The following is a 14,127-nucleotide window of genomic DNA, read 5'->3' as shown; positions in this document are numbered from 1 at the left end:
TTAATCAGTAAAGAATATAAATGTAGGAGAGAAGATGCATGCAGTCTAAATTAAGCCACTTAAATGTAATAGAAACCTTAGAGAAAAACTATATGCCTTATTCCATGAGTGTTATTGTCTCAAGAGCATTGCCTGAAATTGATGGATTAAAACCATCTCATCGCAAACTGCTCTACACCATGTTTAAAATGGGGCTGCTCAAGGGATCTAAAACAAAATCAGCAAACATCGTTGGACAAACCATGAAGCTCAATCCCCATGGAGATGGCGCCATCTACGAAACCATGGTACGTCTAACGAGAGGAAACGAAGCGCTATTACATCCTCTTATTGATAGCAAAGGTAACTTTGGGAAAAACTATTCTAGAGAAATGGCGTATGCAGCACCACGATATACCGAAGCTAAACTAGAAGAAGTTTGTGAAGAATTTTTTAAGGATATTCATAAGGATACGGTAGACTTTGTACCCAACTATGACAATACAATAGAAGAACCTAAGTTACTACCTACTACCTTTCCAAATATTCTTGTAAATCCTAACTTAGGAATTGCTGTAGGTATGGCAAGTGCCATATGCAGTTTTAATTTGCAAGAAGTATGTGAAGCAACGATTGCATTCCTAAAGAATGAAGAAGTAGATATTACCCAATATTTAAAAGCCCCTGATTTCTCATCAGGAGGACAGTTTATCTTTAACGAATCAGAGCTTAAGGCCATCTATGATACCGGCAAGGGTAGTTTTCATTTGAGGGGAAGATATCGGTATGATAAGCAAAATAACTGTATAGAAATCTACGAAATCCCTTACACCACCACCATAGAGGCGATTATAGAAAAAATTATTGAGCTGGTTAAATCAGGAAGAATTAAAGAAATCAATGATATAAGAGATGAAACTGATAAAGAAGGTTTAAAAATCACCCTAGACCTAAAAAGAAATACCGATGCCGATCATTTGATGAACCGATTGTACAAAATGACAACATTACAAGATACATTTAGCTGTAACTTTAATATCTTGATTCATGGTAATCCTATGCTTTTAGGCGTAAAACAAATCCTGAAGGAATGGACAATCTTTAGAGTGGATTGTATAAAAAGACAACTAACCTTTGATATTCATCAAAAGCAACAAAGGCTACATCTGCTAAATGGCCTGGAGAAAATTCTCTTAGATATAGATCGGGCAGTAAAAATCGTTAAGGACACAAAAAAAGATAAGGAAGTTATACCAAATTTAATGAAGGGCTTTGAAGTAGACAAGATCCAAGCTGAATTTATTGCAGATATCAAGTTAAGAAACTTCAACCAAGAGTACATTCTAAATAAAACCAAAGATATTAAAAACTTAGAAAAGGAAATTAAAAGTCTTGATATCACCTTAAAAAATGAAGGCAAAATCAACAAAGTCATTATCAAAGAACTAGAAGAGATAGCAAAAAAATATGGAAAACCTAGAAAAACAGAAATCATTGAAGAAAAGTATATAGAAGTAGTTAAAGAGGAGCTTTTAATTGAGGACTATAATATAAAGTTGTTTTTAACCAGTGAAAACTATCTTAAAAAGATATCTTTAGCCTCCTTAAGAAGCAGTAGTAATGGCCATAAATTAAAAGATGATGATTTTATTATTCAAGAAATTGATGGCAGCAATAAATCAGATCTACTAATGTTCTCCAACAAACACGTAGTTTATAAAATAAGATGCTATGAACTAGAGGATAAAAAGACCAGCAGCCTAGGTGATTATTTAAAAAATCTACTGAGTTTAGCTGATGATGAAAAAATCATCTATATGACAGCCACCGAAGACTACAAAGGACATATGCTGTTTTTTTATAAAAATGGCAAGGCAGCTAAAATTTCGCTGGAAAGCTATCAAACCAAAACCAATAGAAAACAATTGGCAAATGCTTACGCTAATGAAGCTGAGTTGGTACATATTGAATATATTAAAGAAGATAAAGAGTTAGTCGCCGTAAGCAGTATCAAGAAAGTTTTGGTTTTTCATACCAATCAAATCAGTGTAAAAACCACCAGAAACTCCGTTGGGGTTCAAGTACTAAAGTCTAAAAATAGCAGTACCTTATCAAAAGTTAAGGCCTTAGAAAATACTGCCTTTGAAGATATCGACTATTATCGCGGCAATATACCTGCCATCGGTACCTTTCTCAGAAAAGAAGATCATTTAGAGAAAGAAGAAAAAAACTTAAGTTTTATATAGTTTCATTTCACTTATAGATTCGCGCTTCTAAAGTTAAATTTTAATATACACGGTCTACGGTTTCGCCCCAAAACCGTGGGCTGCAAATTTTGGTGGGAAAGAACTGAATACTATGGTATCATTCAGCAAATTATAGTGAACAAAGAAGGAATCTATTCCAATTAGAAGAAAGTTTTAAATAAATAGAAATTTACTTAAATATTCAAGCGGAGTACATAAAACATGAAAAAAAGATTGAACACTAAAAATAACAATAAGAAAAAACAAGTAGTTGAAAAAACTACAAATCTAGAAAAGGAAAATGAGAAAACTTCCAATACCAATTCCACCAGAGAAGCTTTTCTTACACATCCATTAGGCAGTCTTATCACGAAAAATGCTCTTCCTGCTGTAGCCTCTATGTTATTCATGGCACTTTATCAAGTAGTAGACGGAATTTTAGTAGGCAGACGTTTAGGACCTGAAGCACTGGCATCTATCAATGTACTTTTCCCTATTCTAGCCGTATTTATTGGTCTAGCTGTTATGATAGGAATAGGTGGAAATGCTCGAATTGCTGTTCTCTTAGGGGCAGGAAAAACAGATAAGGCGCGACGTATTTTAGGCCTGATTGTCACTCTTGGTACGATACTAGGGGTTTGTGGAAGTGCTGTGGTTGTTTTGGCTTTTCCCAAAATACTATACTTCATAGGAACTTCTGGAGAACTAGGAAATTATGCAGGACAGTATTTAAAGGCTTTATATCCTTTTTTTACACCCATGATACTGCTATTTATCCTTGAACAATCTGTACGAAATGATGGTCGGCCTAATATGGCTACCATGGTTATGGCAGCTATGGCAATACTAAATATTGTATTGGATTATATTTTTCTTTTCCCCCTTGACTTAGGTATTAGGGGTGCAGCTTTAGCAACAGGGCTTTCTCAAAGCATTGGTGCAACGGTCTTTTTGATATATTTTCTTTTTAAAACTTTTGGTGGCCATACTGGTTTAAGCTTGGGGGCTCCTGGAGGAGGATTTTCAGCTATAGGTACGATTGTAACCAATGGTTCCTCAGAACTATTTAATAATATTGCCGCAGGATTAACAACCTTTTTATTTAATCGAATCATACTCAGTCATTTAGGGGCTTTAGGGGTAGCGGCTTTTGCTCTAGTCCAATATCTACTTATGTTTGGGATGATGATTTTGATAGGAATGAGTAATGGCACCCAACCAATTTTAAGCTACAACCATGGGGCAGGTCTTTTTTACCGCGTTCAAGGTACCCTGAGCCGATTATTAGCTTCTTCTTTTATCATCGGTATTATCTTTTTTATTCTTCTTCAGTGGCAAACACAAACATTGGTAACTCTTTTTATTCCTGAACATCCTGATGCATTAGACCTGACTGTTAGCGTAGCAGATACCATCAGCTGGTCTATGCTCTTTATGCCTGTAGGGATAGTAGGATCTGTCTTTTTTACTGCCATGGAAAAAGCTATTCATTCTTTGGTGATAGCAATTTTACGAGGTCTTGTATTTATCTTAATAGGTTTAGCAGTTTTTCCTTTACTATGGGGGACAGCGGGAATATGGATTACCCCTGTATTTTCTGAAGCTGCAACAGCACTGGTAACAACTTTTTTAATCTACCAATGGATGAGAAGTGAACACTTAAAGAGCAGCAACTAAAACAGTTTTTCAAAGTCTTAAGGATATTTGTAAGTGTCTTTGCTATAGTAAACATAATAAAAACCCAAAGCACTCATTAAGGCTAAAGAATAAGCCACGAAAGAATACAGTACGCCCCATTTTTCAGGATGGTATTCTAAAAACTTTAACTTTATTGCAATTAGTTCTATTGCTGTGGATAATGCTGCAAATGTTAAAACTATAAGGTGTTTTTTCCAACGTCCTTTAGGTAAAAACCTTATTAATACTAATCCTACAGCAAAAAAAGGACCGATTAATACAAATAAGTCCAATTCACCAATATGAATCATAATAAAACGGTCAACCCAAAATTTATGCTCAATGAAAAAACTTTCTAACATACCACCGATCACCATCGTCCAAAAGCCAACAGGTAGTGCATGGAAGAACTGCTGCAACGAGCAAGAAAAGTAAATTGTCAGCCAAGTTATGATGGCTAAGATTAACCAAGGTAAATTGTAAGTATCTAAAAGTTTTATGAAGGTTTCTATATTCAATACTATCACTCCAAAATATATTTACAATGTATTATGGCATGAATTTAGTCGTTTCATAAGAGATTTAGCAAAAAATTTGTTTTTTTGCTACAATAAGCGTAAAGAAAAATAATTTATAAAATTTAGAGGATGGTTGCTTATGGGATTAATGAGGATTGCTTCCAATATTCAAAACATTTACAAATGATAGAAAAGATAGGAGCAAAAGAACTGATTCCTATCGATGTAAGAGTGATTGCAGCTACCAACCAAGATTTAGAAAGAAAGGTTCTAGAGGGAGAATTTCGTCAGGATCTTTTCTATAGAATTAACGTAATTCCTTAGCTTAAACAAAATATACTAAGCCATTCTAAGAAATCTAGAATGGCTTTTGTTTGATGTGGTTTGATGTGTATGAAGTTTTTTTATTTTTCTTAAGAAATTCGTAAGAATTATGATAGTAGAATCTTAAAAAGTATATGCTATTATAGGTATAAGAGATATCTCGAAGGAAGCAAGGAGGAGTAGGGTTTATGCATAATATACTTGTCGTCGACGATGAAAAAGAAATAACAGATGCTATAGAAATTTATTTAAAAAATCAAAACTACCGTGTTTTTAAGGCTTATGATGGTGAAGAAGCCCTAGCAATCTTCGGAAGGGAAGAGATCCATTTAGTATTAATCGATATTATGATGCCTAAACTAGATGGTACAAGCGCTACCATTAAAATAAGGGAAAAAAGCACAGTTCCTATCATTATACTTTCTGCAAAATCAGAGGATGTAGATAAAATATGGGGGCTTAATGTAGGAGCAGACGACTATGTCACCAAGCCCTTTAATCCTATGGAACTATTGGCAAGGGTAAACTCTAATCTTAGAAGGTATACCAGCTATTCCAATAATAAAGATACAAGAGAAAACACCATAAAAATAGGTGGCGTTGAGCTAAGGGATGACAGTAAAGAAGTACTGGTGGATGGAGAAGTAGTAAAAATTACACCCTTAGAGTACAAGATTCTTCACCTGCTGATGAGCCATCCTAATAAAGTGTTTTCTATAGAGGAAATCTATGAAAAAGTATGGAAAGAGCCGGCATATAATCCAGATACAGTGACGGTTCATATAAGAAGAATCCGCGAAAAAATTGAGATCAATCCAAAGGAACCAAAATATTTAAAGGTGGTGTGGGGCATTGGATATAAATTTGAACAATAATACAGATGACCAAAAAGAAAAAGAAGTACTACAAAACCATAGTGACGAAAACCCAGAGGAGCAAAGGCAAGATGCAGATAGCGATAGCAATGCTATGAAAAAACATAGACAAAAAAATAAATTTATTCCTTATACACTCTTAACCATATTATTCCTATTTATCTTTACAGCTATTTCAGTAGGCAGTTATGCACCAATGAAAGCTAATTTTATCCCCTCAGAAAATGATGCCAAAGCCTATATTGAAAGTAATAATTTTGCATATACCTTAGGTAGGTTAACAAGGTATCTATATCAACCAAAGGTTGAAAATACTACTTGGCATGATCCTCGATACGAGAATGTTGAAAGTGTTAGATATTCTATGACGAATGATAATAACAGTATCAACATAAGTAATACGTCGGATGCTGAGTATAATGCATTACAGCAAGAGATAAAGGATAGTCTATTCTATCTGCAGGTCAAATTTGACGAAAATGGTCACCTAGAAGAAATAGAAAGCTCTTTGGGAGAAAGATTTGATAAAGATGCTTTTATAAACGGATTTATTTTTACTGATGAAGATAGAATAACCTATGCTAATTTAGAAGCTGCCTATATTATTCCAAAAGATTTCGTAACATATCATGATTTATTCACTTATAGCATGAAGGAATTTACTCTTCATCCTAACCATATCTTATTGATTTTGGCAATAGGAGCAGCAAGTATACTTCTTTTAGTTATTCTGACCTTTAGTATTCCCTATGCTATTCAAAAACAAACAGTCATCTGCAGCGTTTTTAATAGCTTATTTTTAGAATTCAAGATGGCCTTATGGCTAGCATTTGCCTTGCCTAGTGTCGTAGGTATTGGCGTCACCGGCAGGTATAGTACTATCTATAATCCTCAAGGATTTAATATAGTGGAGGCAATCTATGATGCAAACGGATATTTTTATCTCATCGGCATTCCCGTAACCTTCATCTTGTATCTGTTTATTTATTTAACGATTGTTTATATAAAATATGTCTATTATACAGGGTTCAAAGAGGGTTTCATTAAAAATAGCATTATAGGAAAACTAAGCTTTCACATGATGAAAAATCTGAAAAAAACCTTTAAGAAAGTGATGACGATAGATATAACAAAGGATCCTCATAAAAAGATTTTTATTATCCTGGTTACCAATCTATTTATTTTATGGTTGATTGCTTTAGGTGGAGGTTTTGCATTTATATTGGCTATAGCCTATAGTATTTTCTTATTTAAATACTTCTTGGGCCTTATGGATACTATGAAGGATATACATGCCGCCAGTAGTCAGTTAGCTGAAGGGGGGTTTGATATCAGTCTTGAGGAAGATATAGGCATGCTAAGCCCTATAGCTAAGAACTTAAATAATATTAAACAAGGATTTCAATTAGCTGTAGATAAAGAAATAAAAAGCCAGAGAATGAAGGCAGAACTTATTTCAAATGTATCCCATGATCTTAAAACCCCTCTTACATCCATTATTACCTATATTGATTTACTAAAGAAGAAGGATCTTAATATAGAGACCCGCGATGAGTATATAGGTATATTAGATAAAAAATCTAAAAGGTTAAAAGTATTAATAGAAGATTTATTTGAAGCCAGCAAGGCAACCAGTGGTAATATCGAACTTCATTTTGAAAAAATAGATATAATCGCACTTTTTAGGCAAACACTAGGAGAACTGGAGGAAAAAATAAAAAATAGTTCCCTACAAATCAAAACAAACCTTCCAGAGCATAAAGTGATTTGTGAATTGGATGGCAAAAGAACCTATAGAGTATTTGAAAATGTTATGAGCAATATTTTCAAATACGCAATGGAAAATTCAAGAGTATATGTAGATGTTATAGAAAATCAAGCGGAAGTAAGTTTCATATTTAAAAATATTTCTGCCTATGAAATGAATTTTGATGCTAAAGAAATTACAGAGAGATTTGTAAGGGGAGATGCATCTCGGAGTACTGAAGGTTCAGGATTAGGACTTTCTATAGCTAAAAGTTTTGTAGAAATTCAAAAAGGAGATTTGAGCATCAATATAGACGGAGATTTATTTAAGCTAACAGTTACATTTCCTAAGGCAGAACTACTCGAAATTTTAGATAAATGATAAATAAGGAACTTTATAAAGGTTGATTTAATAAATAAAAGAAAGCATCAATATATTGCACATGTGTAATGTTGTAATGTATTGATGCTTTTTATAGCTTTTGAAGCTAATAGCAGGACGGTAATTTAAATACTTGTGAAGGTGAAATGGGTAAAAAAAGTATGGTTGGAGATGCCGCGGTATTATAAATTACTATCGAATATTTAAGTTTAAGATGCAATGCAATAAATTTTGTGTCACGAAATTTCAAAAAACTTACTCGGTTTGCAATAAGAATAGTTAACAGATAATAGCTGTATTAGCGCAATAAATTTAAATTCTATCCAACTATTCCCTAAATATACATTTAAAGAATAATTGGATAGCTCTTCCTATAGAGTCTTATCCTGGTGTTTTTATCGGTATTTCTTAAAATTCTATTTTGCTTTATAAAACAAATTTAAAATTATTTTTTATTATATAACAAACTCTGTAAAACTTATTATAGTAACCAACTAATCAAATGATCTTTTAAATTGTTTCTTTTTAGCTATCATACTTTAACCACTCATTTAATTAATTAAGCCGCTTCAATTCATTATTCTGATTAAGGTTTAAAATTCCTCTGAACTATAAAAAGTTCTTTCTATAATCCTTCAATCCTTCGACAATTACTTTACTCATTTTCCACTTTATTTTCGACAACATTTTATTGGAACTTGTCAAAATCTGATGAATTACTTTTTACTATATTCGACAGTATTTTTAAGTGCATTTCCTCTGGTTGTTACAGTATTCGACTTTGGAAAATGTATAATAATACAACGAATGTTAATGTATATTTATTCACACTTTCTTTTTGTCGCAACTCTCAATAGGGTGAATATTTAGAATTTTATTTGTTGATAATTATTGTCATGTGATATGTTTGTGTTTTCAATACTTTGATGTATTCTCATTTAAAATTATTTTATATTACAGTTTTTTCAAAGATTTGGGTATATTATAATTTGAGGTGATATAATTTGAAAATTAGATTTGGCTATGTTGCCATAGCTTTAAATATACATGAAGGGTCTCCAAATAAAACCATAACCTACAAAAGCTTCTCTCAATTACCTGATGATGAAACAAAATTATATAAGCTTAAATCTCTTACAAAACAGAACTTAGAAACGACAAAAAGAATTTTAATTTATAATAAAGCCCACAATATTATGCTTTATCGATTTACTTCTAAACTTGTGCCTCTCGTTACCCATCCCGATGTATTGAAGTGGGATTATATCTCTGCGTTTAAAGACCTTTATAAAAGTATAGGTGAATTTGTATTAAAGAATAATTTACGCGTAAGTGCACATCCCGATCACTTTACATTAATCAATACACCTAATGAAAAGGTATTATCTGCCTCTTTAGAGGACTTAGAATATCATACAAAAATATTTGAAGTTATGGGTCTAACAGAAAAGCACGCAAAGTTAGTGCTTCATGTTGGTGGTACTTATGGCAATAAAAAAGAATCTATGGAAAGATTCATAAATAACTTCAATCATATTGATAGGAGATATAGAGACCGTATTATCTTAGAAAATGATGATAAATCCTTTACGGCTAAAGAAGTTTTAAAAATATGCCAGCAGTTATCCATCCCTATGGTGCTGGATATCCATCATCACTGGTGTAATCATGGTGGCGAAAATATTGCAGAATTACTTCCTTCTATATTCGATACCTGGAAAAACGAAATTGTTCCTCCTAAAATTCATGCCTCCAGCCCCAAAAATGAAAAGAACATTAGGGCCCATGCAGATTATTTAGACCTCCCCTTTTTAATGGACTTTATTCATAATGCTAAACAACATGGTCAAGACTTTGATATCATGATTGAAGCCAAAAAAAAGGACCTCGCCCTTTTAAAATTAGTGAAAGAACTTAGAGAACATGATGCCCTAAGCAATATAAAAGTTTTAGATGAAGCAGCTATAGAAGTAGATTAACAGGGTCTCCCCTACCCTGTTAATCTTTTCTCTCCCCTACCCTTTTATCGGTTTAGGAATCCAAACATGCTTCCCCCTAATAACGAAGTAGGCACAAGGGATAATAAACAATGTTAAGATAGAAGAAATCAGCATACCAAAAATAATTGACGTGGCCATAGGTGCCCATAATGCTCCACCAGATTTTGCTAAAGGAATCAGCGAAATGACCGTAGTAATCATTCCTATCATGATAGGACGTAATCTAGTTTTACATGCTTCAACAATCGCTTCTTTTATATCATCCTTTTCTTTTACCAAAATTCTAATATAATCTAGTAGCACAATCCCATTATTAACAACAACCCCCATTAAGCTTACTGCCCCCAAAAGAGCCATAAAGCCTATAGGATAGTTCATCCACTTCAAACCCCATATAATGCCTATAAAGGATAAAGGTATAGTTCCCATAATAATTAAAGGCATTCTTAAACTACCAAATTGTATCACCAAAATAAGATAAATAATTGCAACGGCAAGAACACTAGGAATCTTCATAGAGTCAAAAGCATCATTACGCTCTTCACTTTCTCCACCAAATGCCATGGTATACCCATCTGGCAATACATAATCCTCCAAAAGCACCTGGAAGGATGATAAAATTTCATTGGAATTGTAGCCTTTTTCCACAAACATACCTATAGTAATGGTTCTTGTTGTATTTCTTCTTACAATTTTATTTAAGGAAGAATTTGTCTCTATCTCAGCAATTTGATGAATAGGAACATTCTTGCCTGTAATTTGAGAAGTAACAAAGATATCATCTAAAATATCTCTATCCCTTTTCTTTTCATCAGGAATCTTAAGAATAATAGGAAGGGCATCCTTTTCTATATCCTCTTCTTTAAGCTCTGAAACCTCCAGTCCGTTTACAGCCATCCTTACAGTACTGGCAATATCATAATTTGTAATACCTACTAAATTTGCCTTTTCTTCATTTACCTTTATATTAAGCTTATAGGAATCATAACCATAGTTGTTTTCCAAGTTTTTTACACCGGGTACATCATAGATGATTTCTTTTATTTCCTCTGCTATCCTTCTAAGTTCTGCTATCTCAGGGCCCGATACCCGTACCTGAACTGGATAGGCTACAGGTACCGCTGTTTCCAGCTCCCTTATATTGATCGAAACCCCTGGAATTTTCGCACCTAATTCTTTTTCGATTCTTCCAGCCTCGCTGCGGTCCCCATTTACAAGGAATTGTGCTTTGTTAGAGGCACGATCATTCGGGGTAAATGTGATATAGTATTTCAGCATACCGTCACCTACTTTGTAAGTGAAGTTTCTAATAGATGCTTCCTGTTGCAGCAATTCTCCTATCATAGTAGCTACTTTTTCAGTTTTTTCTGCATCACTGCCGTCTTGTACTGCTACATCAATAACATATTGATCTCTTTCTACAGGTGGAAATAACTGAACACCTAGAGATGGTACAATGAATAAACTAACAATAAAAATCCCAATAAAAATCAATATAACAATCAATGGTATGTTTAATGCTGCCTTGAGAAGCTTCCCATAAAAGTTAACGATACCTCTTGACATGCCATCGACTTTCAAGACTTTTCTTATTTTTGTTTTTATTTTCTTTTCTTCAGCATCTTTTTCTTTTACTTTTAAAAATTTGTACCCCGTTGCCGGAATAACCGTTAATGCGGTTATATAAGAACCCATCAAAGCAATAGAAACCAAAATAGGTAAGCTTTTTACAAATTTTCCAGCCACACCCTGCATCATAGCCAAAGGCAGAAAGGAAGCTACCGTCGTAAGCGTAGAGGTTAATATGGGGATTTTCACCTCTTCAACACCCTTAGTACAAGCAGTCACCCTATCATATCCTCTCTCTAGATAAACATTGATGTTATCATTAGCAACAATGCCATTGGCTACTAATAAACTAAGGGATATAATGAGGGAGGCGATTGAAACCTGGTGCAATGGGGTATGCGATAAATACATAAAGATAAATACCATTACAATTACAACTGGTATAGGCAAAGATACCACAATCGCACTTCTAACTCCCATTGTTATCAATACTACAATTACTACCAACAAAATAGCGGCAATAAGATTATATTCAAATAGATTTATTGCATCCTTTGTAAACGCTGCCTGATCTGTTAGTCTAATAAGCTCCATGTTTTCATAAAGCTGCTTTTTTCTAAACTCGTTAATAATCGTATCTAACCGCTCTCCTATAGCAACGATATTCTCTTCCTCCATGTATTTGATACCTATCAACAAGGCCTTTTCATTATTGACAGAAGCAAACACTTCTTTTTTTTCTTGTATTATCACTACATCCGCAACATTTTTTAGGTAAATTGGTGTACCTGTTTCTGTTGAAACGGCTATAATGGTATCTTTGATTTCTTCAATATCTTTATATTCCCCTGATACCTGAACCGGTACCTTTACCTGATTAATCACAAGATTTCCACCAGGAATATTGATGTTTCTAGCCTTTATGACAGTAGCAATCTCTGTTGGAGAAACCCCATATTGTTCTAACTTCACCATATCAAGATAAATATGTACTTCATCATCAATCTCACCATCAATATCAACAGCCTTTACACCAGAATCTTTGCTCAATTCCTCTTTCAGTTTATTCGCAACATTGCTTAAATCTTGATAGGTATAATCTTGAGAAGTAAGACCTAAAATGATACCATAGGAACTTGCAAGATCAGTTTCTATCGTTGGCTCATAGGCATTTGATGGCAAAGATGATTTTACTGTATCTAGCCCTTCCTTTACCTCATCCCAAGCTTTATCAATCTTTTCATCACTTAGATCCTTCAAGGTCACTTTAACAATACCGATACTATCCATAGCAAAGCTTTCTATTGTTTTTATATCAGAGATTTTACTGATTTCATCCTCAATTGGTTTCACAATAAGCTTTTCTATATCTTCAGGAGTAGCACCTGGATAGATGGTCTTGATTACACCTACCGGACCTGCAACCGTAGGATTTTCTTGTCTCTCCATAACACCATATAAAAATCCGCCAGTTACTAGTATTAGGATTACAAATAGCAGGATAATGCTTTTATGTTCTACACTCCACTTTATCATTCTACCATCTCCTCTGCCATAACCTGCTCGCCATCACGAAGAAGAAATTGCCCTTCAATAACAATTTTTTCATCAGATGTTAATCCTTCAAGAACTTCAATTTTATCTTTTATAATTTCGCCAGTTTCAATCATTCTTAAGCTAACTGTTTGGGTCTCATCTGAATAAACATAAACTGCTGAACCAGCAGATAAATGCATAACACTGGATAAAGGAATAAGTGTTTTTTCTCCATTACTTAACTGAATGTCTACCTTCGTAATCATTCCTGGCTTTAGGATTCTGTCAGGATTATTCATTAGAATTTTTACAGGAAATGTCCTTGTTTTCGCGTCTGCTAAAAAAGTAATTTCATCAATTCTTCCCTCTACAGATTGATCGATACCATAAATGTACACGCTTGCTTTTTGACCAACCTTTAAGGTATTGATATATTCATCAGGTACACCAATTTCAGCCCAAACCTTATTGATCTGGCCAATGACTACAACAGGATATCCAGCACTTGTTGTTTCGCCAGATGCCATGATTTTGTTTAAAATTACACCATCTATAGGGCTGTAGATCGTAGTATCACTTATATTAGCATTCGCTAAATCAAGTGCTGCCTCTGCCATTTGAAGTTTTGTTTCCGCAATGACCTTTGCATCCATCGCCTGGTTATATGTATTTTCATCTAGTATCAACTTAGCAGAAATTTCATCCAGTTGAGATTGGGGAGCTGCTCCTTCTTCATGCAAGGCCTTCACTCTATCATAAGTAAGCCTTGTAAGTTCATATTGTGCCTTCGTTTGATTTATTTTTGTTGGAATTTCCGTTTCAATCTGTAATCTAGCTGCCTCTAATTCTGCTTGTGCTGCTCTAACCTTGATAGCATAATCACTTTGATCCATTTGGGCAATAACCTGTCCTTTTCTTACAACATCCCCCTCGTTTACTAGAATATTAGAAACTACGCCAGGAATCTTAAATGATGGTTTAACGACTTCTGTTGGAACAATGTTGCCGCTTAAAGTTAATTTGTTGGTATACCCTGAACCGCTTATGGTTTTTGTGTAAACCTGTTTAACCCCTTCCCTTTCTACCACTTCTTCTTGCTTACTAGTACAACCTATTAGTAATAGAAAGCAAATGAGTAAAATTGATGTCACTTTCTTCACATCTATACCTCCCCTTTAATATTCAACACATGTAGATTAACTTTACATGTGTTTATTAATAATTTATACTTAAAGGAGATGATTATCAAGAAACAAAATTCTAAATATGTACATT

General features: G+C 33.9%; 8 protein-coding genes and 1 pseudogene. 6 read left to right on the top strand and 3 right to left on the bottom strand.

The genetic code is table 11. The annotated features are described in order from the left end of the window. The first annotated feature begins 38 nt into the window (after window positions 1-38). Together BJL90_RS15395 and BJL90_RS15390 are read left to right on the top strand one after the other, a co-directional pair. Window positions 39-2,225, top strand: coding sequence for a DNA gyrase/topoisomerase IV subunit A (locus tag BJL90_RS15395; RefSeq protein ID WP_070969915.1), 2,187 nt, complete (start codon window positions 39-41; stop codon window positions 2,223-2,225). Window positions 2,226-2,447: 222 nt separating this feature from the next. Continuing rightward, window positions 2,448-3,902 (top strand): MATE family efflux transporter, encoded by a 1,455-nt coding sequence (locus BJL90_RS15390; RefSeq protein WP_081562037.1) that lies wholly within the window; start codon window positions 2,448-2,450, stop codon window positions 3,900-3,902. Between the two features lie 17 nt (window positions 3,903-3,919). Here BJL90_RS15390 and BJL90_RS15385 read toward each other — a convergent pair whose 3' ends face one another. Continuing rightward, window positions 3,920-4,420 carry a hypothetical protein gene (locus BJL90_RS15385; protein WP_070969912.1) on the bottom strand — a complete coding sequence of 167 codons (501 nt, stop codon included), beginning with the start codon at window positions 4,418-4,420 and terminating at the stop codon, window positions 3,920-3,922. Window positions 4,421-4,606: 186 nt separating this feature from the next. On the opposite strand from BJL90_RS15385, the pseudogene BJL90_RS15380 reads away from it, so the two are divergent. The 4 genes and pseudogenes from BJL90_RS15380 to uvsE form a co-directional block, all read left to right on the top strand. Then, window positions 4,607-4,738, top strand: a pseudogene (locus BJL90_RS15380) (sigma 54-interacting transcriptional regulator); the annotation flags it as partial. 194 nt (window positions 4,739-4,932) lie between these two features. Then, the gene (locus tag BJL90_RS15375; RefSeq protein WP_070969906.1) at window positions 4,933-5,619 is read left to right on the top strand and encodes a response regulator transcription factor; all 687 of its coding nucleotides are present in this window, start codon (window positions 4,933-4,935) and stop codon (window positions 5,617-5,619) included. Next, the gene (locus BJL90_RS15370; protein ID WP_236904932.1) at window positions 5,597-7,747 is read left to right on the top strand and encodes a sensor histidine kinase; all 2,151 of its coding nucleotides are present in this window, start codon (window positions 5,597-5,599) and stop codon (window positions 7,745-7,747) included. Before BJL90_RS15375 ends, BJL90_RS15370 begins: the two co-directional genes overlap by 23 nt. Window positions 7,748-8,751: 1,004 nt before the next feature. Continuing rightward, entirely contained in the window at window positions 8,752-9,726 is a 975-nt protein-coding gene (uvsE, locus tag BJL90_RS15365) for a UV DNA damage repair endonuclease UvsE (RefSeq protein ID WP_070969903.1), read from the top strand. A gap of 36 nt (window positions 9,727-9,762) precedes the next feature. Here the strand turns inward: uvsE and BJL90_RS15360 are convergent, their stop codons facing one another. Both BJL90_RS15360 and BJL90_RS15355 read right to left on the bottom strand, forming a co-directional pair. Continuing rightward, window positions 9,763-12,852 (bottom strand): efflux RND transporter permease subunit, encoded by a 3,090-nt coding sequence (locus BJL90_RS15360; protein WP_070969900.1) that lies wholly within the window; start codon window positions 12,850-12,852, stop codon window positions 9,763-9,765. Beyond that, window positions 12,849-14,012 carry an efflux RND transporter periplasmic adaptor subunit gene (locus BJL90_RS15355; protein WP_070969897.1) on the bottom strand — a complete coding sequence of 388 codons (1,164 nt, stop codon included), beginning with the start codon at window positions 14,010-14,012 and terminating at the stop codon, window positions 12,849-12,851. Before BJL90_RS15355 ends, BJL90_RS15360 begins: the two co-directional genes overlap by 4 nt. Between the last annotated feature and the right edge of the window lie 115 nt (window positions 14,013-14,127).

Source organism: Clostridium formicaceticum (genome assembly GCF_001854185.1).
Lineage (GTDB): Bacteria > Bacillota > Clostridia > Peptostreptococcales > Natronincolaceae > Andreesenella > Andreesenella formicacetica.
This window is presented reverse-complemented; position numbering and strand designations above follow the sequence as displayed.